Below are 26,690 nucleotides of genomic sequence, written 5' to 3' on the forward strand. Positions count from 1 at the left end.
TTATTTTTTCCTGCTCTTTTTGGCCGGAGCGTCTGCTTTGATTATTTTGATGCAATCCTCATAGGTCATCTTTTCGGCCTCGGTTCCTTTGGCAATTTTGAAGTTCTTTTTCTTATAGGAAATGTAAGGTCCCCAGCGGCCGTTTAACAGCTTCAGTTCAGGATCTTCGTCAAAGGTTTTTATCAGGGCTTTCTCATCCTTTTCGCGTTTTGCCTCAATCAGTTCAATGGCCCGCGACAGATCGAGCGAGTACGGATCATCGACTCCTTTTTCGAGAGAAACAAACTTGTTGTCGTGCCGCACGTAAGGCCCAAAACGGCCGATAGCCACAGTTACCTTTTTATTTTCATATTCTCCCAGTTCCCTTGGAAGCTTAAATAGTTCGAGGGCTTCCTCCAGGCTGATGGTTTCGAGTATCTGTCCGGGACGTAAGCTGGCAAATTGCGGTTTTTCTCCGTCTTCGGTTGATTCGCCCAACTGGGCTAAAGGACCAAAGCGGCCAATCTTTACATATACCGGCAGATTGCTCACCGGATCATCTCCCAGAAAGCGTTCCCCGTTGGTGCGTTCCGAGACTTCCAGGGCATTCTCTATCTTTTCGTGAAAAGGTTGGTAGAACTCATCAATCACCTCATTCCAAACCCGTTTTCCGTCGGCAACCTCATCAAATTCAACTTCCACATTGGCTGTAAAACTGTAATCCATGATCTTCTCAAAGTATTTTACCAGAAAATCATTCACAATCATACCAATATCTGTCGGGAATAACTTCGACTTTTCGGCTCCGTACATTTCGGTCTTTACTTTTTCATCCAACTTGCTGTTTTGCAAGGTGAGCTGGACAAACTCCCGTTCAAATCCCGGGCGGTCTTCTCTTACGACATAACCCCTGTTCTGGATGGTTGTAATAATCGGCGCATAGGTCGACGGACGTCCGATTCCCTGTTCTTCGAGTTTTTTCACCAGGCTGGCTTCGGTGTATCTTGGCGGTTTTAGTGTAAAACGTTCCGTCGCCTGTATCAGTTCGGCACGCAATGGCTGATTCACCTTCACGGGAGGAAGCAGGCTTTTTGATTCACCGTTTTCTTCCTCAACATCGGTCGACTCCATGTAAACACGCAGAAAGCCATCAAACCGGATGACCTCGCCAACCGCCTGAAACTGTTCGCGTGAGTTGGATATGTTGATGGAAATCGTGGTTCTTTCGAGTTCGGCATCTGCCATTTGCGAAGCGATCGTCCTTTTCCAGATCAACTCATATAAGCGCTTTTCCTGGTTGCTTCCGCTAATTTCCTCCTGGTCGATATAGGTCGGGCGGATGGCTTCGTGGGCTTCCTGCGCTCCTTTCGATTTTGTTTGGTATTGCCTTGTTTTTAGGTAGGCTTCGCCATGCATGCTTAAAATCTTACTTTTAGCTGTATTCAGCGCAAGACCCGACAGGCTGACGGAGTCGGTACGCATGTAGGTAATCTTTCCGGACTCGTACAAACGCTGGGCAACCGACATGGTTTGCGAAACCGAATAGCCCAGTTTACGGCTGGCTTCCTGTTGAAGGGTAGAGGTCGTAAACGGAGCGGCCGGGCTTCTTCGCGAGGGTTTTTTGACAATATCGGCAATGCTGAACCCGGCGGTCTTACATTTTTCGAGAAATTGCCGGGCTTCATCCCGGGTGTCGAAACGTTTATTCAGCTCAGCCTTTAATTCGACTACTTTACCGTTGGAATCGGGCACCAAAAAAACAGCGGAAACCCGGAACCCGGAAACACTTTCGAAATTGATGATTTCGCGTTCGCGCTCAACAATCAGCCGCACCGCCACCGATTGAACCCGGCCTGCCGAGAGCGACGGTTTTACTTTTTTCCACAAAACCGGCGACACTTCAAATCCCACGATACGGTCCAAAACGCGTCTGGCCTGCTGGGCATTCACCAGGTTAATATCGATCGGACGCGGATTTTTGATGGCATTTAAAATCGCATCTTTGGTGATTTCATGAAACACGATTCGCTTTGTTTTGGCAGGGTCCAACTTTAAAACTTCCTGCAAATGCCAGGCAATGGCCTCTCCTTCGCGGTCCTCATCGGAAGCGATCCAGACCGTTTTGGCCTCTTTGGCGAGCTTCTTTAATTCGGTAACAATTTTCTTCTTGTCAGGCGAAACGATATATTTAGGCTGATAATTATTCTTCAGGTCAATCCCAAAATCCTTCTTTTCGAGGTCTCTGATATGCCCCATGCTTGAAGTTACCAGGAAATCTTTCCCTAAAAATTTCTCTATCGTTTTTGCTTTGGCAGGGGACTCAACAATAACCAGATTCTCTTGCATAAAACCTCCCGTTTTCTAAAATTTTTTGCAAATAAAAGAAAATGTAACACGAACTTCAAATTTTAATCAAACAAAATTTTCTCTCATATTTATTTGAAAATGATTATTTTATTACACTTATGCCAAAGCAGAAGCGCTTTAACTGAAGTTTTCATGATTAACTTCGGGTAGGATGAAAAATCATTTTCGCTCCGGTTTTCCCGGAAGCCACGCAGGTAATGCTAGTGAACACCTACCCGAACCGCTCTGCAATAAATGCGCATCGGTTAGGTTTAAAGAAGAAATGATAATTTTAAGCATTTCGTTATCTTTGTCGCCAAACATGTCAAACATATCCTGATGGAGAAAGAAAAAAATACGTTTAAAAAATATACCCTGGCGCTTTGGGCGTTCTATTTCGCGGCTGCCGCCCTTGTTTTTATCCTCTTTTTTTCCATAACCAAAGGGAAACTGGGAGAGATGCCTTCATTTAAAGAACTGGAAAATCCGCAAAGTTTGCTGGCCTCCGAAGTGATTTCGCGCGACAAGGTCGTTATGGGGCGTTATTTTCGTGAAAACCGCAGCTATGTGAGCTACGACCAATTACCACCACAACTGGTCAACGCTCTGATTGCCACAGAAGATGTCCGTTTTTACAAACATTCCGGGATTGACCTGCGGGGTTTGTTTCGTGTTGCAAAGGGAATCCTGACGGGCAACAGCAGTACCGGAGGCGGAAGTACCATTAGTCAGCAATTAGCCAAGATGCTCTTTCCCCGCCAGGAATTTGAAAGCAAATCAGATCTTGTCCTTCGGAAATTTAAAGAATGGGTCATTGCTGTTAAGCTTGAAAAAAGCTACACCAAGGAAGAAATCATCACCATGTACCTGAACAAGTATGATTTTTTGAACCTGGCTGTCGGCATCAAGTCGGCCGCGCGTATTTATTTCAATACCGAACCGGATTCCTTACAGATTCACCAGGCGGCCATGTTGGTGGGTATGGCCAAAAACTCGGCCTTGTTTAACCCGATACGCCGCCCTGAACTGACCATGGACCGCCGGAATGTGGTGTTGGCACAAATGCGGAAATACAACTACCTGACCAAACAGGAATATGATTCCATCTCGGCCCTGCCCCTTGATGTCGATTATCAAAAAGAAGATTTTAAAAGCGGGCTGGCTCCCTATTTCAGGGAATACCTCCGTGTGATCATGGATGCCAAAAAACCCGACAAATCGCGATACGCATCCTGGCAACAGGTAAAGTTTAAAGAGGATTCGGTGGAATGGGAAACGAATCCGCTGTACGGTTGGTGTAAAAAGAACTTTAAGCCCGACGGAACAAACTATGATTTGTATGAAGACGGACTAAAGATCTACACAACCATCGATTCTCGCATGCAGCAATATGCCGAACAATCGGTGCAAAACCACCTGAAGCTCGAATTGCAGCCGGCATTCGAACGACATCTGAAAAGGTTGCGTAACCGCCCGTTCTCGAACGATATGGGCCCCAATGAAGTGAATGCCCTGCTGGACCTGTCGATGCGGCAGAGCGAACGTTACCGGGTGCTGCGGGCAAAAGGCATGAACTCCGGACAAATCAAAAAGAACTTTAGCGAACCGGTTGAAATGACGGTGTTTACCTGGCAGGGAAACCAAGACACCATCATGTCGCCGATGGATTCCATCAAACACTACCTGAGTTATTTTCGTTCGTCGTTTATGGCGATGGAACTGGAAACCGGGCAGGTACGGGCCTATGTAGGTGGTCCGAATTATCAGCATTTTATGTACGACATGGTTAAAGGAGGAAAAAGGCAGGTTGGTTCAACGGTAAAACCTTTCCTTTACACGCTCGCCATGCAAAACGGCTTATCGCCCTGCACCAAGGTGCCCAATGTAAAACAGCAATTTATTTTGTACGACGGCACGGTTTGGGAGGCCCGCAACTCCAGCCCCACCGACATGGATGGCAAAATGGTCACCCTGAAATGGGGCCTGGCCAATTCGGTCAATCAAATTTCAGCCTGGGTCATGAAACAGTTTAACCCGCAGGCAGTGGTTGATGTGATGGAAAAAATGGGTGTTTACAGCAAGATTGATCCAGTTCCGTCGATGTTCCTGGGAACGTCCGATATCACCCTCTACGAAATGGTCGGGGCCTACGGGACCTTTGCCAATAAAGGGGTTTACACACAACCGATTTTTGTTACCCACATTGAAGATAAACACGGAAACGTGATCGCTACTTTCCGTCCCGAACGTCACGACGCGATTGACGAGCAAACAGCTTACCTGATGATTAACCTGCTGCGCGGCGTCATCGATACCGGAACGGGCCGCCGTTTGCGCTGGCATAAGGAATACGGTGAAATTGAAGGTCCGATTGCCGGTAAAACCGGAACAACGCAGAACCACTCTGATGGTTGGTTTATGGGTATCACCCCGCAGTTGGTTGCTGGTTCGTGGACAGGAGCCGATCTGCGAAGCATCCGCTTTGATGACATCTCAACCGGGCAGGGCGCCAATATGGCCTTACCCATCTGGGGACATTTCATGAAAAAAGTTTATGCCGATAAGACCTTGGAATACAAACCGGACCATGAATTTGAAAAACCGATGAACTTCCTGATTAACCTGGATTGTGATGATGATACGGATGTCAGGAAAAAACCAACGGAATACGATGATTTTTTCTAATTGATCTGTATGACAGAAAAAACCGGGAGTCACCGCTGTGCTTCCCGGTTTTTTTTATTGGTTTCGCCTTTCAGCGGGCCTCAATCATTCAGGAACCTGCTGCTTATTCCCGAATAGTTTTCAATCCTCCGGTCGCGAAAAAACGGCCAAATGCGGCGGACATCTTCCGAACGGAGCAGATCTGCCTTGACAAGCAGGTTTTCATCTTTATTTTCGGATGCACGGGACAGCACTTCTCCCTGGGGGCCGCAAACAAAACTGCTCCCCCAAAACTGAATGCCTTCTGAGTTACCCGATGGATCGGCTTCGTGCCCTACCCGGTTCACGCTGATCACCGGGAGGCCATTTGCCACGGCATGGGAACGCTGAATGGTTACCCAGGCATCTTGCTGGCGCATTTTTTCAGCCTCATCATCACGCGGGTCCCAGCCAATTGCCGTCGGATAGATCAACAGGTCGGCACCGGCCATCGCCATTAAGCGGGCAGCCTCGGGGTACCATTGGTCCCAACAAACCAAAACGCCCAACCGCCCGATTGAAGTCGATACGGGCGTAAAACCCAGATCGCCGGGTGTGAAATAAAATTTTTCGTAAAATCCGGGATCATCCGGTATGTGCATTTTCCGGTATTTCCCGGCCAGGCTGCCATCTTTTTCAAACACCACAGCCGTGTTGTGGTATAAGCCGGCCGCCCGTTTTTCGAATAACGAAGTTACCAGCACCACCTTGTATTTTCGGGCCAGTTCGCCATAAAAGCCGGTTGACGGACCGGGAATCGTTTCTGCCAGGTTAAACAGGTTCACGTCCTCGGTCTGGCAAAAGTAAAGGCTGTTGTGCAGTTCCTGAAGCACGACCAGTTCGGCTCCCTTCTCCGCACATTCTGCAATATTCCGGGCCAGTTTCTGCATGTTCTCTTCCGTATTTGCCGTATTGCTTTGCTGCACCAGGCCAATGGTTATCTCTTTTGTTTTCATTTCGTTTGTTTTTGAAATTTATAAGACCCCTTTGGGAAACTGCATGCTGATGCAATGCACCGAACCATGTTGTTTGATTAGAGGAACGCTGTAAACCGGGATGATCTCGCGTCCGGGAAACAGCGATTTTGCGCGGGCCACGGCTTCGTCGTCCTGCCTGACCCCGTACACCGGGAACAGCACAGCCTGATTGATAATCAGAAAATTGGCATAGGTTGCCGGCAAACGTAACCCGTCCTCATCAAAAACAGGATCGGGAAATGGCAAGGCGACCAACTTAAACGGCCGGTCGTCCTGATCGGTAAATTGCTGAAGCTGAGCTTCCATTTTCCGTAAGGCCTCAAAATGAATATCGTCCGGATTGTCGCACTTCACGTAAGCAATGGTATCCTTGGCACAAAAACGGGCCAGCGTATCAATATGGCTGTCGGTATCATCTCCCTCCAGGAAACCATGATCGAGCCACAACACTTTCCGGGCCCCCAAACTTTGTTTCAGGAAGAACTCAATTTCACTTTTACTTAAATGCTCGTTCCGGTTTTTCGATAACAGGCATTCGGTGGTCGTCAGCAGGCATCCTTCATCATTACTTTCAACCGCGCCTCCTTCGAAGGTGAAATATGAATAATCCCGTAATTTAAGACCTGGGATGAACGCATTCAGTTGATATAAGTTTGGCGTAATCTGGTTGTCATCGCAGGCCGCAAACTTCATTCCCCAACCATTAAACCGAAAGTTTAACAGCGCCGGTTCGCCGTTTTCAAGTATGGTAAGCGCGGCGTGATCTCTTGCCCAGGTATCGTTCAGGGGCATCTCCCGGATGATTAGGTTCTCGTTTTCTTCCCGGAGAAAAGCCGGCAGTTGGTTCCGGTTGCGGCACACCAGCAATAACTTTTCACGGGCCATGATCTCCCTGGCAATTTGCTCATAAACCGGGATCACCTCATCCAGAACCGTTTGCCAGTCGGTCTGATCGTCGGGCCAGGTAAGCTGTACCCCGCTTTGTTGTACCCATTCAGCCGGGAAATATATTTTATTATTAATCATGGTCCAAAAATAAGGAAAATCAATGTGATTCAGTCAAACCTGAAATTTCAAAGCGACACATTATTTGGTTTCGTTCGTAAAGGATTTTAACTCGTTATTGTCCTTAACTAAAGATTGTGGTAACTTGTAATACTAAACCCCAAGCCTTCGCCCGTTAATATTATTATTGTCAGTATTTCATATTATTTAATTAAAATGATTATCATGAAAAAAGTAAAGAATCTTTCGTTAATCGTCCTTACGGCAGCTTTTTTGTTCCAAAGCTGCATTGGAAGTTTTAATCTCACCCGGACCGTTTATGACTGGAACCGAAACATTGGCGACAAATTTGTCAACGAACTGGTTTTTCTGGCCTGTATTATTGTTCCGGTTTACGGTGTGGCAACGATTGTTGACGCCGTAGTCCTGAACAGCATCGAATTTTGGTCGGGCAGTAACCCGATGGCGCTGAAAGACGGAGAAAAACACCTGCAGTTGATTGAAATGGATGGAAAAACCTACCAGCTGACATCCGAAAAATATAAGATGACGGTGGAAGAACTGGGAGTAAACGGGTCAAAAACGGTGATGGTATTCCGAGAAGAAGACAACAGCTGGTATCTGAAAAAAGGCAAAAAACTTCAGAAACTGGTAGAGGTGAAAATTCAGGACGAACAAATCATGTCTTACCAGTTGTTCATGCCCGACGGGACGAGTACGTTGATCGAGCCGGGATTCGACCGGCTGGCCGTTCAGGATCAGCTGAATCCGCAACCGGCGCTGGCATTGCAGTAACGAAATAGCAGAAATTGAATCATAACAAAGGCGGCCAAATTCAACGGAATAGCGGCCGCCTTTTCTTTTATCAATCGCAAGCTTTGTTAATTTCCCATTTTAATCTGGCTGGTAATTTTATCATTCCGATCCTGGTCGGGCAATTCCAGCGAATACAACATGGCTTCCACCTGCCTCAGGTAATTTCGTTTGTCGTAACGAGGCGCGTAAACAAAACCATCCAGCATAACCACCCGGTTATTGGCAGCGTCGAGTACCGTGAGGTTCACAAAAGGCCCGCCCATAAAATCATTTTCAAGCCTCCACAAACCGCGCATCTCCACGGCATAATTCTTTTTGAACTCAAACACGTTAAAAAGAGGCGGAAGCTGGTGTTCGGTAATCATATAGCTCCCCTTGGCGGGACCTTCAATGTGTGCTTTCAAAACAGAGTCACGTTTGTTTAACAGGTACTTCCTGGTGAACGTGCTGTCTGACACATAAGGGAAGGTGTAAACAGAAATCCCCTGTGTAATCTCCGGGCTGTCGTAACGAATCCAGGTAAAGTCCGTTCCTTCTCCGGCGACAACAAAGCCCGGAGGAACATTTAACTGGATATCGAACTTTTTGAGCAGGGTATTTTTCACGGCCTTTTCATTGTACTTTTGGTAGTTCATTAACAAACGGTCGCGCTCGGCTTTAAGCAGGTAGGCCACAATCCGGTCTGAATGGCTGTTAAATACGCGTGTAAATTCGTCGGAAGAGGCTGCCTGAATGTTCACGACCGCCTGGGGCCATGCCCAAATATCTTTCTTAAACTCCACCTTGGCCGAGTCGAGGGTGGGCGAGATCCGGACATTAATCAGGTTCCGGCTGGTCTTGAAAATCTCTTTAAACGCTGCAGGCGGAATCGCGATCAGGTCGAAAATCGGTTCGTCCTGAGGTAATGATAACTGAGCCTGGGCCAGCACTTTTCTCATGGCTTCCCCAACCTCGCCTTCCCATGTCTCTGTTGGAATAACGATAACTAATTCCCCGGCTTTCCCGGTAATTTTTTTGCGCATGTTCGTATCGTCCCTGCACGAAAACAGGAAAGCTGACAAGATCATCAAAAAAATGGTGATGGATAAAATTTGCTTCATGGTTGTTTTTTTTCCGGGTCCGTTGTTATACAACAAAAACCCTACCAGAATAAATTAACGATCCGGATTAGGGTAACAAAACAAAAAATCCCGCGAAAGCGGGATTCATATGCTAAAATTAATCTCTTTATTCGGTGATTTTTCCCCTTTTCGAATCTACCTGGTCATCATCGTCATCTTCTTCTTTTGTTGCTTTTTTAAATTCCTTCATCCCTTTTCCCAATCCTTTCATTAACTCGGGAATCTTACGGCCTCCAAACAACAATACGACGATGATTAATATGATGATAATCTCTTGTGGTCCAAGGAATCCTGCGATAATTGACATGTACATAGCTTCAAGTTTAATGGTTTCTGCAAAAATAGAAAAAATTTAATCGCTTCTAATTAAAGAGCTTAATAATATCGTTGGCATTCGCAAATAATACCAGCGCCAGCAAAATAATCATTCCGGTGATCTGGGCATATTCCAGGAATTTCTCGCCGGGCTTTCTTCCCGTAACAATCTCAAAAAGCAGGAAGGTCACGTGTCCGCCGTCCAGGGCCGGAATGGGTAACAGGTTCATCACGGCCAGGATAATAGACAGGAAAGCGGTCATATTCCAGAAATCATGCCAGTCCCAGGCGCCCGGGAAAATATTGCCTATGGCAATAAAACCGCCCAATGATTCATAGGCTTTTGTTTTCGGCGAAAAGATCAGCTTAAATTGTTTCAGGTAATCTTTTATTGTCGAAACTCCCCGGTTAATCCCGGCAGGTATTGATTCGGCAAAGCTGTAACGAATGGTTTTATATTGAAGAAATTCGGTTGCGCTTTCAAGGAAGGCCGGGTAAAAACCGATCGTCCCATCGTCGCCCACGGTAACCGGAATGGTGATTGCCTGTCCGTCCCTCAAAATATTTAATGTGACTTCTTTTTCCTTTTGTGATTTGACGTAACTGGTAAATTCGTCGTAAAAAGTAAACTGATGCCCGTCGACATCGACAAAAATATCGCCCTTTTCGAGGCCTGCCTGATCGGCAGACGAGTTATTCAAAATTTTACCCACCTTACATTCAAAAGGAAACCGGGGGTCAATCACACTTTTGCTTTTTATAAGCAAGGCCAATGACTCGGTGGTGATATCAATATTCACCTGTTTTCCATCCCGTAAAACCTGGATGGTTTTGGCATCATCCAAAACCACTGTCGGAATAATTTTATAGAAATTTTCGATATACTGATGATCTACCGACAGGATCTTATCGCCGTTTTGAAGCCCGATCTGCTCGCCGGTTTCCGACACCATGATCCCGTATTTTACGTTTTCGGTAGGCAGATACTGGGTTCCCCAGGCATAAAGTACCCCAATGTAAATGACGAAAGCAAAGATAAAATTCATTAAAACCCCGCCAACCATGATCAGCAAACGCTGATACGCTTTCTTCGAACGAAATTCCCAGGGTTGCGGAGGCAGTTTCATGGCTTCCTTATCCATCGACTCGTCAATCATCCCCGAGATCTTCACGTAACCACCCAAGGGCAGCCATCCGACACCGTATTCGGTGTCTCCCCGTTTTGTTTTAAACAACGAAAACCAGGGGTCAAAAAACAGGTAAAACTTTTCTACCCGGGTTTTAAATAAACGGGCGAAAGCGTAGTGTCCGAATTCGTGAAGAATGACCAGAATAGAAAGGCTTAAGATCAGCTGAGCTGCTTTTATCAGTATTTGTTCCATTATGTAACTTGTCTCTTTTTTAATTTCGCTGTTTCACCAACGAAGCTGTTAACAATCTTGTCTCCTTGTCGGTTTGAATGTAATCATCTAAAACCGGGTTTTTTATAAAATTTACTTTCTGCATGCTTTTTTCAATCACATCGGGCATGTCAACAAAACGAATTTTTTCGCGAAGAAATGCCTGCACCACCACTTCGTTGGCCGCATTCAGGATACAAGGCATGTTGCCGGCCTGGTTCAACGCTTCGAAAGCCAGTGCAAGATTACGAAAAATTTTTGTATCGGGCTGCTCAAAAGTGAGTTTGGGGTAATCCATGAAATTGAAGCGTTTAAACCCGGAAGCCAGCCGCTGGGGAAAATTCATAGCGTACTGAATCGGTAATTTCATATCGGGCAGGCCCATTTGCGCCTTCATGGATCCGTCGCGGAACTGGACAATCGAGTGGATAATGCTTTGCGGATGGACCACAACATCGATTTGTTCGGGTTTGAGGTCGAACAGCCATTTGGCTTCGATTACCTCAAAGCCCTTGTTCATCATGCTGGCCGAGTCGATGGTAATTTTAGCGCCCATATCCCAGTTCGGGTGTTTCAGCGCATCGGCAGTGGTTACCTGTTGCAACTGTTGCAAATTAAAGCCTCTGAACGGTCCGCCCGAGGCGGTAAGGTATATTTTTTCAATTTCATTCATGTGCTCTCCGGCCAGGCATTGGAAAATGGCCGAGTGCTCCGAATCGACGGGGTAAATACTCACCTTGTTCTGAATGGCTTCGCGGGTGATAATTTCGCCGGCAACCACCAGCGTTTCCTTGTTGGCCAGGGCAATGTGTTTCCCGGCGCGGATGGCCTTTAAGGTGGGCAATAAGCCCGAGTAACCCACCATCGCAGTAAGCACCATGTCGATGGTATCGAGCTCGACCACCTGCTCCAGGGCCTCTTTTCCCGCAAATACTTTTACCGGCTCGTCTTTTAAGGCGTCCCGGAGTATCTCAAAACGGCATTCATTGGCTGCCACAACCATATTGGGTTTATACTTTTTGGCCTGCTCAACCAATAAGTCGATATTGTTATTCGCGGTCAAAACTTCAACCTCAAAGTGATCAGGATTCTGCTCAATGACCTCCAGGGCCTGTGTTCCGATGGAACCGGTAGATCCAAGAATTGCGATTCGTTTTTTCATCAGGTAGGCTTAAAAGTCAATGTATTGTTCCGGGTCGAGCGGTATCCCTTTGTACCACAATTCGAAGTGCAGGTGCGGACCGGTGGTTAACTCGCCGGTATTCCCCATGAATGCAACCACCTCGCCGGCTTTCACATGATCGCCAACGGCTTTCAGTAATTCGGAATTGTGTTTATACACCGAAATCAGATTATGATCGTGTTGAATATAAATAACATAACCGGTGTCGACGGTCCATCCCGAGAAGATGACCGTTCCGTCAAGAACGGATGAGATTCGCGAATTGGGCAGTCCCACGATATCAACGGCAAAATGATCGATATTGCTGTCGAAACCGCCTGAAAGCATTCCTTTTAGCGGAGTGAAGAAATGTAAATTAGACAAGCCGGATTGGCGGGAATTTCCTTTTTGGAGCGATAAGTCCAGTTGCTCTTCCAGCAAATTCTGCCTGAACATGGAATCGTGGTTGTAAGGTTGAAAATTCAGTTCGGCCGTCCGGGCAACCGAATCCTGTTCGTAATCGATATCCGGCGGAATTTCTCCTTCGATCAATGATTTAATGCTGGCAAAATAGCTGTCACGCAATGACAACTGCTGCTCAAGCGAATCGACCATTACGGCATTTCGCACAATCAGGTCGCGCACATCGCCCGAAGGATAACCCGGGATTAGCTCGCGGATGGGTGTGTAGGCAATAAGCATCACGGTAAGGATCACCAGAAAAAAACCGCCCAAACCGACAATAACAAGCACATTCATGCGGTTTAACTTGGTGCTTAACACCGTCTGAAAAGTTGAATCATTATAAATAATGAGCCGGTAACGGTTTTTAAGCTTCTGGAAAATCTTATCTTTCTTTTTCTCTTTTTTCATCTTCGGTTTTGGAAGCATCAAAAATATAAAGAATAAAAGAACAGCCTAATTCAGGCTGCTGAAATTAATACTTTTTAACGCAACGGGGAAATTTCATTTTTTTTACTCCTGATTTGTTTTTTGACAAAAATACGCTATATTTGCAACCGCATTTGAGGCAGGAATGTCGAAGATGCACGTTCAAAAAGACCAAAAATATTCAAAATATATTGCGGGGTGGAGCAGTTGGTAGCTCGTTGGGCTCATAACCCAAAGGTCGCACGTTCGAGTCGTGTCCCCGCTACCAATGAGAAGGAGAGTTGAAGAATCAGCTCTCCTTTTTTAGTTTTAGCTGACCATGTTTTACGTGTATGTACTTTATTCAGAAAAGTTTGACAAGATTTACATCGGGATGACGTGCGATCTTGAAAAGCGTGTTTTTGCCCATAACCACTTGCCAAAGGGCTGGACAAAAAATTTCCGTCCGTGGAAACTAATCCATTCCGAAGAATTTCCGGTGAAGACCGATGCTTTGAAAAGAGAAAAAGCACTGAAATCACATCGGGGAAGGGATTTTATCCGGGAAAAAATCATCTGAGCAGTTGGTAGCCGTTGGGCTTCTATCCGGCAAGAGCCGGACGCACGTTCGAGTCGTGTCCCCGCTACCAATGAGAAGGAGAGTTGAAGAATCAGCTCTCCTTTTTTAGTTTTAGCTGACCATGTTTTACGTGTATGTACTTTATTCAGAAAAGTTTGACAAGATTTACATCGGGATGACGTGCGATCTTGAAAAGCGTGTTTTTGCCCATAACCACTTGCCAAAGGGCTGGACAAAAAATTTCCGTCCGTGGAAACTAATCCATTCCGAAGAATTTCCGGTGAAGACCGATGCTTTGAAAAGAGAAAAAGCACTGAAATCACATCGGGGAAGGGATTTTATCCGGGAAAAAATCATCTGAGCAGTTGGTAGCCGTTGGGCTTCTATCCGGCAAGAGCCGGACGCACGTTCGAGTCGTGTCCCCGCTACCAATGAGAAGGAGAGTTGAAGAATCAGCTCTCCTTTTTTAGTTTTAGCTGACCATGTTTTACGTGTATGTACTTTATTCAGAAAAGTTTGACAAGATTTACATCGGGATGACGTGCGATCTTGAAAAGCGTGTTTTTGCCCATAACCACTTGCCAAAGGGCTGGACAAAAAATTTCCGTCCGTGGAAACTAATCCATTCCGAAGAATTTCCGGTGAAGACCGATGCTTTGAAAAGAGAAAAAGCACTGAAATCACATCGGGGAAGGGATTTTATCCGGGAAAAAATCATCTGAGCAGTTGGTAGCCGTTGGGCTTCTATCCGGCAAGAGCCGGACGCACGTTCGAGTCGTGTCCCCGCTACCAATGAGAAGGAGAGTTGAAGAATCAGCTCTCCTTTTTTAGTTTTAGCTGACCATGTTTTACGTGTATGTACTTTATTCAGAAAAGTTTGACAAGATTTACATCGGGATGATGTGCGATCTTGAAAAGCGTGTTTTTGCCCATAACCACTTGCCAAAGGGCTGGACAAAAAATTTCCGTCCGTGGAAACTAATCCATTCCGAAGAATTTCCGGTGAAGACCGATGCTTTGAAAAGAGAAAAAGCACTGAAATCACATCGGGGAAGGGATTTTATCCGGGAAAAAATCATCTGAGCAGTTGGTAGCCGTTGGGCTTCTATCCGGCAAGAGCCGGACGCACGTTCGAGTCGTGTCCCCGCTACCAATGAGAAGGAGAGTTGAAGAATCAGCTCTCCTTTTTTAGTTTTAGCTGACCATGTTTTACGTGTATGTACTTTATTCAGAAAAGTTTGACAAGATTTACATCGGGATGACGTGCGATCTTGAAAAGCGTGTTTTTGCCCATAACCACTTGCCAAAGGGCTGGACAAAAAATTTCCGTCCGTGGAAACTAATCCATTCCGAAGAATTTCCGGTGAAGACCGATGCTTTGAAAAGAGAAAAAGCACTGAAATCACATCGGGGAAGGGATTTTATCCGGGAAAAAATCATCTGAGCAGTTGGTAGCCGTTGGGCTTCTATCCGGCAAGAGCCGGACGCACGTTCGAGTCGTGTCCCCGCTACCAATGAGAAGGAGAGTTGAAGAATCAGCTCTCCTTTTTTAGTTTTAGCTGACCATGTTTTACGTGTATGTGCTTTATTCAGAAAAGTTTGACAAGATTTAGGATCATTTTTACCTGAACATGATTGCCACACCAAACGAAAGCCGGTTCAGGTATTCTTTGTGTTCCCATTCATCAAACTGATTGGATTCGTAATCCTTTCTTGTAACCGATTTTGTTTTTTGATGCCTGTAAGCTGCCGTAATCAGCAGGTCGCTGTTTTCGTTTAACGGCACCTTAACACCAATTTCAGGATGAAGCATTATGCCCCCGTAATTACGGAGACTGGCATCATTAACATGGTAGGGCGACCAGTTCAGGTAGAGATCGTCGTAATGCTTCGCTTTGAAATTGCCAAATGCATAACCTCCCTTCATGGTCACAACCGGGGAGATTTTAGTGTCCCAAAAGGTGTAGCGCAATTCGGCAAAAAGCGGGAAAAGATGGTGATCAAAAATTTCAAATCCCACTCCTGCTCCGGCTGCCCAATGTTCGTTGAACAGATATCCGTTTGTTAAGGTAAACGAAGGTGCAACAGTCATTCTGGTGCGGGCATAAGGATAATTGTATACGGGTGGGTAAATGGAGGATGATAAAGGATAATAACCCGGATTGTAATTAATAATTCTCTCAGTGGCCTGGTTGTTGCCTAACAGCAGGCTAACCTGCATGATGCTGTAATATCCTTTATCCTTTCTTTTGTCGAAACGGGTATGGATTTCATTTTTATCGACGTTGACCGGATTCTCCTTGTTGAATTGAGTGAAACCACTTACGGTGAGGAATAACGACAGGCTGACTATTGTAATTTTTTTCATAAAGTATTGATTTATGGGATGAGTTGAATATTTTCCAAATCGGTGATATCATACAAAGACATACCTTGTGTGCTGGCTACAGCTAAAAGATTTCCCTCTTTATAACAACACTTTCCCGATATTCCGGGATATGTTTTCACAAGCTTGAACTCGCTTTCAGTTGCAGAATACACGGAAAGTTCATTCCCTAGCGTAACCAAATTATCTCCGGCCCTGAAAATTTCTACGGCATCCGTTGCAATCGGGTAATCGATATCTATTTTTGAAAATTCAGGTATTCCATTGCCTGTTATAAAAACACCCCATACCGATGTGCCTGTGAGAACGAAAAAAGCATCCAACTGTGGCATGTAACAAATGTCTAAAGGCTTAAAGCCCGGGAAATATAACGGATAGGTAATCGGGTAGACTTCATTATATATGATGCAATGGCAATAACCACTCGAACGGTTGTCCAATGTTCCCAAAATATAAATGATATCATCCTCGAAAAACATACGTACCGGGAAGGCGTTGCTGTAATAGTATGGAGGAGCGTAATTTCCCCTGGGAGTTGTCCACAAATCTTCCTCTCTTACGCTGAAAGTTCCCGACCGGTATACAAAAAAGTCGGTTATCGGCAAGCTCGAAATCTTTGATATACCTGCACTCCAAAAAGCACAGGTAATTTGCTCCCGCGGTTTTTTTTTCGTAAACATGTACGCCATTCAGCATATCGCCCATAAAATAATAGTTGTCATTTGACAGGATTTTAAACGGGGATGCAAGCGGCGATTCCATTTTAACCTGTATATTCCCTATTTCGCTCATATCGAGATATACCGGATACTCTTTTGACTGTGTAATGAGTTTTGAATACCTGTGAGTATCTTCATAATTATCTTCACACCCGGTTAGAACCAGTACCAGAAACAGACAGAAAAGTTGCTTCATAAGTATCTATATTTATAAAAGCAGGGTTTAGTGTTTTCAAGATGAGAATAAACGAACAAAAGTTGCGTGGCATGCGATAAATTCATTAAACTTAGGCTTCTTGAAGTAGGCTCATCAATAAAATTCGTCCAGCGATATTTCTTTTAAGGGCTTTCCGCCATCGATAAATAGTCTTCCCGTTTTCGTCAATGCTTTGGCAATTCTGATGAGGGATTGCTTTTCAATTTCAGGGTGGCGACCGTCCAAGGCTCCGACTCTTACCGCAAATGCAATATCAAAGGGTTTCTCATCAGCGTCAAGTTCAAAATCTTCTATGGCAGCTTGCCGGTATGAAAGTTTGCCTGTACTTATTTCGGCCGGTGAACCTGCAATGGCTTGTTGAATCGCTTTGGGCGAACGGTCGATAGCCAGAATGTGTCCGTTGCCGATTCGTCTCGAAATTTCTCTGGCTGCCGCCCCGGGACCACAACCAATTTCCAAAACCCGAATACCCTCTTTTAATGGAAGGGCGTTTACCACATCAGCAAGTCGTTTTGACAGTTTATTGTTCATGCTCTCGTTTTGTTATTTTTAGTTCAGGCAACACAATTTTTACTTCCTGCCCGGTATCTTCCTGCAGCCAGTAAACAATGAAGTTCACTTTTGCACTTTTCAATTTATACCCACTCTTTCCTTGTGCTTCTATCGACTCAAGGATTTTTTTTGAAAATTTTAGTACCAAAGCATCTTTTGAATTTGCACATCCCTCCTCGTGTATGATGAGAGATTCTCCGCTTGTGATCTGGTTTACACGGCGTTGAATAAATTGGAAATAGCCAAGATTCACATCCTCATGGGTCAAATGTATGACTAACTCATCAGATGGCAGGTACTTGTTACGATCCTCAACCCGTTCTAAATTCTTTGCTGAAAGGTTATCAAGAAGATTTGAATTTAGGTGAACGGTCAAATTTTGTTTGGCCCTTGTCATAGCGACATAAAGTTGTCTTTTTGCTTCATCGGTTGTTGAATTGAAATTCTCAAGCATTAAAAATACATTGTCGAATTCTTTTCCTTTGGCCTTGTGGATGGTCGAAACAAGAATGGGTTCCTCGTATTCATTAAAAAAATCCTCCAATTTGGATTCGCGGATAAAAACTTCGAAATCCGATTTGTATTTCTTCATCGGGTTTATGGCTTCAAAATCTTTGATGATGTTGCTGCAAATTTCATACTTCGTGCTGGAATGATACTTGTATTGCAATTCGCATTTGGCTTTTTCCCAAAGCTCATCACTGATGATGACCGTATCATCGGCCAGACTCAACCGGCTTAAAAGAAATCTGATTTCTAACAGATTATACAAACTGAAACCGTCATTCGTTTGAATCAGTTTTGCCTGCATCCCGTTTTTCAAAAGCAATCCTGTAATTTGTAGTGCTTCCTCATTCGTCTTTGTAAGAACGCCGGTTGTTCCGGAAAGTCCACTCAAAAGGATATCATCCACAAGCGGTGCAAGGAGATTGTTGCTTTGATAACGCACAACTTTTATTTTGCCGTCATTGGCTTGCTTCGGAATTATTGCGGTGTCTTTCAACCGGTAGCGAATCCGTTTTACAAACTGGTTGGTGAAATCAACCAGATTGCTTTTACTTCGGTAATTCTCGACCAATTCGTGTTTGGTTGCTTTGTTTATCCGGATAAACTGCTCAAGATATTTTGAGCTGGCCCCCCTGAATTCGAAAATATTCTGGTCGTCATCGCCAACTGCTATCAATCTCATTTCCTCATTCTGCTCCATCAACGCTTTTATCAGTTCGAACTCATCTTCGTCCATGTCCTGGGCTTCGTCAATCACCAATACTGTTTTTGTAATCCGGCTTAATTCAACTTCCTTGTTCCTGATTTTCTCAATTGTCTTTTTTAAAATCGTATCTGACTTTTCCAAACTTCCAACCTTGCCCAATAAATCGAAACAGTAGGAGTGAAAAGTCTTGATCTCAATGTAATTAGCAGCGTTTCCAATGAGTTCGAGTAAACGTTTCTTGAATTCTGTGGCCGCTGCCCTTGAAAAAGTAAGCATCAGCAATTGTTCGTGCTTTACATCTTCCATTAAAAGCAACGACGCCAGTTTATGAACCAACACCCTGGTTTTCCCGCTACCGGGACCAGCTGCAACAACAATGTATTTCGATTCGTTGTCTTTGATAATCCTCAATTGCGCTGGCGACAGTTCTCCAAACAGTTGTCTGAATTTAGTCGGAGTCATTTTTAATTTAAGGTCGTCGGCCTTGCTCCCGGGAAAGTATTTTCTGAGGAAAGAGCTATAGCTTAACTGAAAATAATCTTCAACAAACTGAAGCGCATTGCGGTAGTCACTTATCATTTTTTTGGCATACTCGCCAACAATATGTATTTGCTGTACTTTGTTTTCGTAGAATTGATGGAGTTTTTCGTAATTCTCCTTCGTGTACCGTTTTTTATTGTCTTGTTCCAATCGTTCAATGGTCAGGCTGTTATACACCACCAGGAATCCCCCTTCAATTTTAATTGCCTCAATTCTTGAAAGATAAAAAAGGGTATCCTCGATATCATCAAGACCAACGTTTAGCTTAAAAAGGTTTTGGCTGTTTTCATAAGCTGTTTTCAACTCGTGGACCGAAAATTCAACCAATACCTCTTCTTTTCCTGCATCATCTTGTGAAAGGTTCAAGTTGCTTTTTTCGTAAAGAAATTCAACGATGAACCTTGCCAACTCGTGCCGCCTCTCCAATTTTTCTTTCAACTTTTCTTTCGGGTGAAGACAGAACACAACAAAATGATTTTTTGAATACTCCAGTTTTTGTTGCTTAATCCAATTCTTGATTGCCCAAAAGTTAATGATGGTTTTAATCTTGTTGATATTTACCTCTTCGCAACCTTTTGCTTCGGCTTCTTCGTTCAGTTCTTTAATGTGGAATGTCTTTTCCTGTTCTTCAAACAGGGAAAGCAAAAAGTTTTCAATTCTGCTGAATGTGTTAACCATACTGAGAGAACGGTTTTTATTTTCTCCTTTCTTGATGAACGCTGTCAAGTCTTTTGCATCGGCCAAGATTTTTTCCTCGCGAAGTAGGTTCACAATGTTGATGACCTCTTCTTTTACAATTCCCAGGTGGTCGCTGATGTAATCAATCCGGGACTCGGCGGTTTCTTCAGATGTTTGTTTCCGGCTTTTGCTTGAAAAGAGCTTTTTGATAATTCTGATACCCATTCCCTTCTGCTTTTCCTCAAACCTTTCTGATGCATTGATCTTGTCTATGGCTTCCTGTGCATTTCGGGACAGGATGCTATTGGCAAAAATTCTCGGCATGTTCTGCCCGCGCTTCAGATAACCGGCATTTTCCAAGGCTGCAATGGCGGTGGTTACCCGTGTCTCGATCTCAACAACATGATCGTCCCAACCGGCTTTTCGTGCAATCTCCAAAGCTGAATTTGAAACTCTCGAACGAAACTTAGTGATGTCTTTGATCGCTTTCCAAACCTGTTGGATTTCTTTAATCGAAAGTTTGGTTTGATTCAGCAGGATAAAATGTTTGCTCAGGTCCTCCTCATGAAACAACACAAAACAATCAGCAACAATCTTTTCATCGCGCCCGGCCCGCCCGGCTTCCTGGATATAGTTTTCAAGGGAATCTGAAATTTCATAATGAATCACCATCCCGACGTCTTTTTTGTCAACCCCCATCCCGAAAGCAGAAGTTGCGACCATAACCTGGACTTCACCATGGATAAATGCATCCTGATTTTCAGACTTCTCTTGTTTGTCCATTTTCCCGTGATAGGGTTTGGCGCTGAACCCATCGATGGTTAACCGTTTTGCCAGTGCGTATGCTTTATGGGTTCTGGAAACATAGATGATGGTCGGGCAATTCTTCTTCTTAATCAAATCTCTCACTGTTTGATACTTTTCCTTCTCATCTCCTTTTTCAAAAACCTTGTAATGCAGATTTGTCCGCGATGTTTTTGATGTAAACAACTCCAGTTCAATCGAAAGCTTTTCCCTGAAATAGTCCCGGATATCTTCAATGACCTTCTGTTTGGCAGTGGCAGTGAAACATGAAACCGGAATTCCATCTTCAAGATTCTTCTTTTCCTGAAGAGATTTGATAAAATCGCCGATATACAAATAATCAACTCTGAAATCCTGTCCCCACGACGAAAAACAGTGTGCTTCATCCACGACAAAGCGAACAATCTTCCGCCCCAACAGGAGTCGTTCAATCGTTTTTGAACGCAATGATTCGGGTGATATGTACAGGATGAATGCCGAACCATCTTCAACTCTTTCAAATGATTTTGCTCTTTCAATCGGATCGAGCAAACCGTTTATGGTAACGGCATGTGTGATTCCAATTCTTTCAAGATTATCGACCTGGTCTTTCATGAGCGACTGCAAGGGAGAAATGACAATGGTCAAACCGGTAGCGCTTTCGCCGCTCATCAGCGCCGGTAATTGAAACGTAATTGACTTGCCGCCGCCAGTCGGAAATACCGCTAATATCGATTTATTGTCAACGGCTGCTTTTACCGCATGTTCCTGCAGCGGCTCGCCACCGTATGTTCTGAATGAATCAAAGCCAAAGAATCTTTTCAAACCTTCGTGTATGTTCAACGCGCTGTTGCAATACGCACAACCGCTTATACAGGGTTTGTTTCGTAAACGAAACATGATTTGTTCAACTTCGGGATAGTTTTTCAGCACCCAGGCCGGTGTGATTGAATAGATCTTCTTATGACGAATGAATGAATTCACCAGCGATAAACAATAGGCAAGCTCAATCGGTCGTTCTGAAATTATTTTTGACAGATCGGCTTGTTCGCAAATTTCATTCTCAAACTTTTGGCGGATCAGTTTTTCAAGGTCAGTTTCCTGACTTGAGTATTTGATGAAACGAAAAAATGACCGGAACTGCTTTTTGTCGTTCAAAAGCAAATAGAAAATTTGTTTTTGCGATTCATCAACCGTTTTAAAAGCGGCCACTTCATCAAAGAATAAATCCTTTGCTTTGATCGCATCATTCAGCGGGTTGTTTGTATCTTCCGTTTGAAGTTTATCGTCTTTGAGTAACGCATGGTAGGGTTTTTCGGGAAACAAAAGCGGGGAGAGGTATAACGTGTCAATGATATTTTCTGGATTTATCCCGGCATCAGTGACGGCATTTCCGATATAGTTCAAATCGTGGCCAATAATATTGTGTCCGCAAATAAACGCTGTTCCGTTTAAAAATTGAATGAAACCGGTTATTGAACCGGAATGAAAAGAATGACCATTGTCTTTGACACTTCCGATATCAAGAATCTTTCGGCTCTTTGGCTCAATTTCGGTATCGATAAACGCGATTGAGTTCATTTTTTGATTGTTGAATATAAAGATAAGCTGAATTTGTATTCCTGCAAAGTTGCTAATCCTGTTATTGCGTTGACTGTTTACTGTTGACTTGACCGTAGTGGAGTGGGTCCCGACTGATGTGCAGACCAGGATACCGGTGTATAACAATGATTACAGCCTGGACCTGGCTGATCTGTTGCCGCACAACTGGAAGGCGTCAAAAAATGGTCAGAAAAGTTGAGGCTGATTCCGACAAATGTCAGGAACCTTCAAAAAAAACAGCAAGTTCGTGCCAATTTTAGAACAGATTCCAAAAAAGTCGACCCTGTGTCGGAATGTTTTTGGAATTTTTAAAACAACGATGGAAAGTATCGGATTGCGTCACCTGTACCAGGCCGATTGCTTACATTGAAGCGCAACAGCCTGCCGGGCCATAGTAAAACCCGATTTCTTTCTCATATTCAGAAATTTTAAGGTAAATAATCTCCGGGTATAAGAAGAATCGGGTAATTTTATACCAGCTACCCGCGAAGGCAGGTTAAGTTCGATATCGCATATAGCAAATGGCTGGGCGACGTGGTTTTTTGAAGCTCTCTGCCCCGCATCAAGTTTTGTAACGGTAGATAAGGAAGTCGCCCGCATTCCACCACTTGCCATTTTGCCGCACGATGGCGGTCACTCTGCCAACTATTAAAATATAGATTAAGTTCTTCCTAATATCAAAATGTAATAGAGAAAAGAAAAAGAATGACAAATTTCTATGAACCATAAAACTAACAACCAAGATAATTTGTTGATTTTTGTCGGAAGAATGACAACATTAATTGTTTAATAATTTAATAATTTGCGTATGAATACAAAAACAAAAAAAACAATTGGTTGGATATTGACGGCATTGGTAATAATCCGCTCCGAAACATGTACCAACCGTTACCACAAATTTTATAAAAGATCAATATGATGAAACTATTAATGACAACTGTTGGACTAATTTTAATGACCTTAATTAGTTTAAATGCGCAGATTCTTGAATTCGGGATTAAATCTGGATTAGGTTTTGCAGATATACATATAACAAATATTCCTGATTCTGAAACCAATTCTGATATTTTCTCCCCAGCAATATCTTTTAGTATCAACGGAACTTTGAAATATAAAAATAAAGGAATCTGGGGATTTTCTTTTGAGCCAGGAATAATAAAGAAAGGTTGGATATCAAACAAAGATGATAATAATGAAAATAAAATTGGATTGCAATATCTCCAATTACCTGTTCTTTCAGATTTATATCTATCCGACAAAATATTTTTTTCTATCGGCCCTGAAGTAAACTATCTGCTAAATGCAAAAAATAAAGCAAGTTATGATACTGAGAAAATAACTGATTTAAATAGAAAATTCGAATTATCGGGAGTAATAGGGGGAACTTATAAAATCCTCAGCAATCTGGATATTGGTATTAGGTATAGCCATGGAATTACTCAGGTTTCAGACAAAGTCTTTTGGGTAGTTGATGAAAGTCCAGTGTCAATGAAGAATTATAATCAATATCTTCAAGGCTTTATAAGTTTGAAAATAAAAAACTTGCGGTAACAAAAGTGCAAATTTCATAGCGGTGCCGGCGAGTATTTCGTAAGCATTCGGTCTGCCACGTATACTGAATTTTCTTTTAGGCCGGGGATACCAGCCCGAGATTTGGAATTTTCTAAGTTCTGTTGGAATCTCTTGGAATTAGTTGGAATTAGTTGGAGTTTTCTGAAAAACGCTGGCAATTGTTGGATTTTTTCCAACGGTGTGGCAAAAGGTCGGCCAGGTCTAAATCGTAATTGCTGTTGGATGAGTTCTTTTAAACGAAGATAAAGCGCCCGAAGTAAATCGCTGCTGCCCTGGAACCAACCATTAACGGTTGATGCGGGCAATCTTACCCCGACCATCTTTAATATGGCAATCTGACGATGAAAAGGCAGGTGGTAAAAATATTTGTTCATCATCAGCTCGGCCAACAACGAAGGGCCGGCATTGCTTCGGGGTAAAGGCAACAGCGGCATGGATGCAATACGGATAGCCGGGATTTCCTCCCGGTCCTGTTCATTCGTAATATTTTCTTCTCCTGCTGATTGCTTTACGGCATACTTGGGGCGTTCTATCCGGCGTACATAAATCTCGCCGGGTTTGTGTTCAAGTATCTCTGTTACTTCCTCGCCAATGCGTACCCAGTTATCCTGGACACCTTCGGGCTCTATGACTTCTATCTCCCGCCTGAGGTGGTCTGGAAGCGGCTGGCGCACAGCCTTCTTTTTCTCTCTTTCAGGCTTGCGCCGTTCATACTCGATTAACTCTTTCTCTGCATCTTTTATGGCGGTCTGTTCTTCAGGAAGTACATCCAGTCCATCCCAGTCAATCTTTCTTTGATTGGGATCTTCTGCAATATGCTTTTCGCTGGATTTTCCAAAAAACTTGTGGCGAAACCAGGCCAGCTGATCGGTAAGCTTATGGATCTGCTGGTCTTTTTGAGCTACTACAAGCTCGAGTTCCTGATTTTTGGACTCCAGCTCTTCCAGTGCCCCGTTATCGACTTTTCGCAACCGGGAAAGCTTCTGGAAGAGCTCATCACGTTCCTGAAGAAGCTCCTGGATCAACACATCTTTACCGGTTGCAAAATCGCTCATTTACCACTGTTTGATTATGAGCGTAAAGATAGTAAAATCAAGGCTTTCAGCCAATTTTTGATACCTGAAAAAAACTAAAAAAGTGCTTCGCTTTGTCGTTTTCTCAAGAGCCTTTTTTTAGGCTTTACATTTTTTACAATCATCATTAAATCGTGCCAATCAATGGACTGAGACGTGAGGGTTTTTCCGAAGGTGGGAAGCTTAAATAAACACATTTTTGTGCCGTTGGGAAACACAAACTCGATGGGGGGATGATTACCTGAGATACCGGAACTGTTGATGGGAGCCTGGATTGTCCGCCGACTGGCAACCGGTAAGTTGGAATCAAAGACCAGCGGAACAAAACTCCCGGGCTGATGCCGCGATGCCTCACCCAATTGTTTCTTCCAGTAGTAGAATGTGGAAGGGGCAAAGCCCTGGTTGAAACAAAAGTCCTTTACGTTCAAGCCCGACTCCTGATACTCCTGGAAGAGCTTCTCAAATGTTGATCGTGTCATCCTCATTTTTTTCCATCAAAGAAACGGCGAGATCCTCTGGCCGACAATATGTATTACGCCGAATGCTTACAATTAAGCAATGCGCGCATCACACGAAATGAGATCCTTTACCTCCCCGAAACCGGTCTGATTGGAGTGGCCTTGTCGGTAAAAATTTACATCAAAGCCATTTTTGGCGTAACAAGCCCCCAGTATAAGCAAGTCTCGGGACTTCTTTTCCGGAACGGCGCCTGATAACGGCATTTTTCAGCCAATAATGCTTCACAAATCAAACTACAGTTGTTAAACAGGCCACTGTAGTTTGCTTTTATGCTCCATCGTTTTACAAATAAGCTCCATCATTTGTCAAACAGGCGCCGTACATTATCAAATAAGCTCCGCACTTTATCAAACAGGCGTCATCGGTTATCAAATTCGCGTCATCATTTTACGAATAGCCATCGTATTTTTTAAAACAACGACGATGTTTAACCGATGACTGATCATTTTTTATAAAACAGCCTCCGTCGAAAATAACCGGCCGTGAACACAAACGAAAAGCAGCTTGTTTGTTATCAAACAGAAGTTTTAAAGGCATGGATCATTCAAAAAAAGAATTACCCGTCATCACCTTCGGCGGGGCAAAAGACTGGCGCGAATGGCTGGCATCGAATCATTCGGGTTCAAACGGGCTGTGGTTACGGTTTTTTAAAAAAGACTCGGGCAAACAGACCTTCAATTACAGCCAGGCGCTCGACGAGGCCCTGTGTTACGGTTGGATTGACGGGCAGGCAAAAAGCTTCGACGACGAGTCGTATTTGCAGAAATTCACTCCCCGCCGAAAAAACAGCTTATGGTCGAAACGGAATACGGAGCACATCGAACGGCTGATCGGCGAAGGGCGAATGCAGCCACGGGGTTTAAAGGAAATTGACGAAGCCAAGGCCGACGGCAGGTGGGCAAAAGCTTACAGTTCGCCTGTCAATATGGAAATCCCCGATGATTTTCTGAAAGAACTGGGCAACGATCAGAAAGCGCTCGCTTTCTTCGAATCGTTAAATAAAACCAACAAGTATGCCATCGTATGGCGTCTTCAAACCGCCAAAAAACCCGAAACCAGGAAACAACGCATGGACAAAATTTTGGACATGCTTTCAAAAGGGGAGAAATTTCATTGAACCCGGTTGGATTACTCGTTTACCCGATCGATTTTAAAAAGCCCGGCGATCGGCGGTGCGTTGAAAGTTGCTCGTAAGCATACCTCTTGCATGCTTTACCCAGGGCGACTTTTCGGTTCGTTCTTCCCTCAACTTTGCCCTGGACTACCCGTATTTTGCCCTACAGGGCAAGAATAACAGGAAGGCTATTTGTGTATAAAGATGAGCTCTTAAGAGAGGCTGGTTCCGGTTCGCCGGAACCGGGTGGGCATGGGAGGGAAACCCGCTGCTTCAAAAACCTTTAGATCGTTAAAGGCGATTTCCCTGAAAGTGGGTGTACATGAAAAAGGTTATATGATTTTTTTTACTAACTTTCCATATAAGAAAGATTCATTATTACGTTCATATTTACAAAAAAGTAACCAGTTAAGTCCGCTGTATAAGTGTCTTTTTGTTATCGTTAGGA

25 protein-coding genes and 1 tRNA gene are annotated in these 26,690 nt (G+C 44.0%); 11 read left to right on the plus strand and 15 right to left on the minus strand.

Going from position 1 to position 26,690, the window contains the following annotated elements; genetic code table 11:
- Positions 1-2,325: a type I DNA topoisomerase gene (topA, locus tag AC6H3C_RS02205; RefSeq protein ID WP_497518954.1), complete on the minus strand. Its 2,325-nt coding sequence runs from the start codon at positions 2,323-2,325 to the stop codon at positions 1-3.
- A 339-nt stretch (positions 2,326-2,664) separates the two neighbouring features.
- On the opposite strand from topA, the gene AC6H3C_RS02210 reads away from it, so the two are divergent.
- Positions 2,665-5,010 (plus strand): transglycosylase domain-containing protein, encoded by a 2,346-nt coding sequence (locus tag AC6H3C_RS02210; RefSeq protein WP_497518955.1) that lies wholly within the window; start codon positions 2,665-2,667, stop codon positions 5,008-5,010.
- An 80-nt stretch (positions 5,011-5,090) separates the two neighbouring features.
- Here the strand turns inward: AC6H3C_RS02210 and AC6H3C_RS02215 are convergent, their stop codons facing one another.
- Both AC6H3C_RS02215 and AC6H3C_RS02220 read right to left on the minus strand, forming a co-directional pair.
- The gene (locus tag AC6H3C_RS02215) at positions 5,091-5,984 is read right to left on the minus strand and encodes a carbon-nitrogen hydrolase (RefSeq protein WP_497518956.1); all 894 of its coding nucleotides are present in this window, start codon (positions 5,982-5,984) and stop codon (positions 5,091-5,093) included.
- An 18-nt stretch (positions 5,985-6,002) separates the two neighbouring features.
- Positions 6,003-7,031 (minus strand): agmatine deiminase family protein, encoded by a 1,029-nt coding sequence (locus AC6H3C_RS02220; RefSeq protein ID WP_497518957.1) that lies wholly within the window; start codon positions 7,029-7,031, stop codon positions 6,003-6,005.
- Between the two features lie 204 nt (positions 7,032-7,235).
- On the opposite strand from AC6H3C_RS02220, the gene AC6H3C_RS02225 reads away from it, so the two are divergent.
- A complete protein-coding gene (locus tag AC6H3C_RS02225) occupies positions 7,236-7,805 on the plus strand; it encodes a DUF3332 domain-containing protein (protein WP_497518958.1) in 570 nt (189 codons plus the stop codon).
- A gap of 86 nt (positions 7,806-7,891) precedes the next feature.
- On the opposite strand, the gene AC6H3C_RS02230 is transcribed toward AC6H3C_RS02225, so the two are convergent.
- The 5 genes from AC6H3C_RS02230 to AC6H3C_RS02250 form a co-directional block, all read right to left on the minus strand.
- Entirely contained in the window at positions 7,892-8,926 is a 1,035-nt protein-coding gene (locus AC6H3C_RS02230; protein WP_497518959.1) for a DUF4837 family protein, read from the minus strand.
- 127 nt (positions 8,927-9,053) lie between these two features.
- Positions 9,054-9,254: a twin-arginine translocase TatA/TatE family subunit gene (tatA, locus tag AC6H3C_RS02235; RefSeq protein ID WP_497518960.1), complete on the minus strand. Its 201-nt coding sequence runs from the start codon at positions 9,252-9,254 to the stop codon at positions 9,054-9,056.
- Between the two features lie 55 nt (positions 9,255-9,309).
- Positions 9,310-10,644, minus strand: coding sequence for an RIP metalloprotease RseP (rseP, locus tag AC6H3C_RS02240; protein WP_497518962.1), 1,335 nt, complete (start codon positions 10,642-10,644; stop codon positions 9,310-9,312).
- 19 nt (positions 10,645-10,663) lie between these two features.
- Positions 10,664-11,824, minus strand: a complete 1,161-nt coding sequence (locus AC6H3C_RS02245; protein WP_497518963.1) for a 1-deoxy-D-xylulose-5-phosphate reductoisomerase — start codon at positions 11,822-11,824, stop codon at positions 10,664-10,666.
- Between the two features lie 9 nt (positions 11,825-11,833).
- Positions 11,834-12,697, minus strand: coding sequence for a M23 family metallopeptidase (locus tag AC6H3C_RS02250; RefSeq protein WP_497518964.1), 864 nt, complete (start codon positions 12,695-12,697; stop codon positions 11,834-11,836).
- A gap of 210 nt (positions 12,698-12,907) precedes the next feature.
- On the opposite strand from AC6H3C_RS02250, the gene AC6H3C_RS02255 reads away from it, so the two are divergent.
- From AC6H3C_RS02255 to AC6H3C_RS02280, 6 genes are all read left to right on the plus strand, one after another.
- Positions 12,908-12,983 (plus strand) — tRNA-Met (locus tag AC6H3C_RS02255).
- Between the two features lie 51 nt (positions 12,984-13,034).
- On the plus strand, positions 13,035-13,274 hold the full coding sequence (locus AC6H3C_RS02260) for a GIY-YIG nuclease family protein (protein WP_497518966.1): 240 nt from the start codon (positions 13,035-13,037) through the stop codon (positions 13,272-13,274).
- A 121-nt stretch (positions 13,275-13,395) separates the two neighbouring features.
- On the plus strand, positions 13,396-13,635 hold the full coding sequence (locus AC6H3C_RS02265; RefSeq protein WP_497518966.1) for a GIY-YIG nuclease family protein: 240 nt from the start codon (positions 13,396-13,398) through the stop codon (positions 13,633-13,635).
- Positions 13,636-13,756: 121 nt separating this feature from the next.
- Entirely contained in the window at positions 13,757-13,996 is a 240-nt protein-coding gene (locus AC6H3C_RS02270) for a GIY-YIG nuclease family protein (RefSeq protein WP_497518966.1), read from the plus strand.
- Between the two features lie 121 nt (positions 13,997-14,117).
- Positions 14,118-14,357, plus strand: a complete 240-nt coding sequence (locus AC6H3C_RS02275) for a GIY-YIG nuclease family protein (protein ID WP_497518967.1) — start codon at positions 14,118-14,120, stop codon at positions 14,355-14,357.
- A 121-nt stretch (positions 14,358-14,478) separates the two neighbouring features.
- Positions 14,479-14,718 (plus strand): GIY-YIG nuclease family protein, encoded by a 240-nt coding sequence (locus AC6H3C_RS02280; RefSeq protein WP_497518966.1) that lies wholly within the window; start codon positions 14,479-14,481, stop codon positions 14,716-14,718.
- Between the two features lie 177 nt (positions 14,719-14,895).
- Here AC6H3C_RS02280 and AC6H3C_RS02285 read toward each other — a convergent pair whose 3' ends face one another.
- The 5 genes from AC6H3C_RS02285 to AC6H3C_RS02305 form a co-directional block, all read right to left on the minus strand.
- Complete coding sequence (locus AC6H3C_RS02285) at positions 14,896-15,642, minus strand: hypothetical protein (protein ID WP_497518968.1); 747 nt, start codon at positions 15,640-15,642, stop codon at positions 14,896-14,898.
- 11 nt (positions 15,643-15,653) lie between these two features.
- Positions 15,654-15,992, minus strand: a complete 339-nt coding sequence (locus AC6H3C_RS02290; RefSeq protein ID WP_497518969.1) for a hypothetical protein — start codon at positions 15,990-15,992, stop codon at positions 15,654-15,656.
- A 130-nt stretch (positions 15,993-16,122) separates the two neighbouring features.
- The gene (locus AC6H3C_RS02295; protein WP_497518971.1) at positions 16,123-16,575 is read right to left on the minus strand and encodes a hypothetical protein; all 453 of its coding nucleotides are present in this window, start codon (positions 16,573-16,575) and stop codon (positions 16,123-16,125) included.
- A 114-nt stretch (positions 16,576-16,689) separates the two neighbouring features.
- Positions 16,690-17,127 carry a class I SAM-dependent methyltransferase gene (locus AC6H3C_RS02300; RefSeq protein WP_497518972.1) on the minus strand — a complete coding sequence of 146 codons (438 nt, stop codon included), beginning with the start codon at positions 17,125-17,127 and terminating at the stop codon, positions 16,690-16,692.
- Positions 17,117-21,943, minus strand: coding sequence for a RecQ family ATP-dependent DNA helicase (locus AC6H3C_RS02305; protein ID WP_497518973.1), 4,827 nt, complete (start codon positions 21,941-21,943; stop codon positions 17,117-17,119). The genes AC6H3C_RS02300 and AC6H3C_RS02305 overlap by 11 nt, the downstream gene beginning before the upstream one ends.
- A gap of 936 nt (positions 21,944-22,879) precedes the next feature.
- Here AC6H3C_RS02305 and AC6H3C_RS02310 point away from each other — a divergent pair.
- Positions 22,880-23,515: a porin family protein gene (locus AC6H3C_RS02310; protein WP_497518974.1), complete on the plus strand. Its 636-nt coding sequence runs from the start codon at positions 22,880-22,882 to the stop codon at positions 23,513-23,515.
- A gap of 14 nt (positions 23,516-23,529) precedes the next feature.
- Here AC6H3C_RS02310 and AC6H3C_RS02315 read toward each other — a convergent pair whose 3' ends face one another.
- Together AC6H3C_RS02315 and tnpA are read right to left on the minus strand one after the other, a co-directional pair.
- Positions 23,530-24,591: an IS66 family transposase gene (locus tag AC6H3C_RS02315; RefSeq protein ID WP_497518976.1), complete on the minus strand. Its 1,062-nt coding sequence runs from the start codon at positions 24,589-24,591 to the stop codon at positions 23,530-23,532.
- 74 nt (positions 24,592-24,665) lie between these two features.
- Positions 24,666-25,088: an IS66 family insertion sequence element accessory protein TnpA gene (tnpA, locus tag AC6H3C_RS02320; protein ID WP_497518977.1), complete on the minus strand. Its 423-nt coding sequence runs from the start codon at positions 25,086-25,088 to the stop codon at positions 24,666-24,668.
- A gap of 48 nt (positions 25,089-25,136) precedes the next feature.
- On the opposite strand from tnpA, the gene AC6H3C_RS02325 reads away from it, so the two are divergent.
- Together AC6H3C_RS02325 and AC6H3C_RS02330 are read left to right on the plus strand one after the other, a co-directional pair.
- Complete coding sequence (locus AC6H3C_RS02325) at positions 25,137-25,322, plus strand: hypothetical protein (RefSeq protein WP_497518979.1); 186 nt, start codon at positions 25,137-25,139, stop codon at positions 25,320-25,322.
- 341 nt (positions 25,323-25,663) lie between these two features.
- Complete coding sequence (locus tag AC6H3C_RS02330) at positions 25,664-26,245, plus strand: YdeI/OmpD-associated family protein (RefSeq protein ID WP_497518980.1); 582 nt, start codon at positions 25,664-25,666, stop codon at positions 26,243-26,245.
- The last annotated feature ends 445 nt before the right edge of the window (positions 26,246-26,690 follow it).

Source organism: Gaoshiqia sp. US2 (assembly GCF_059705485.1).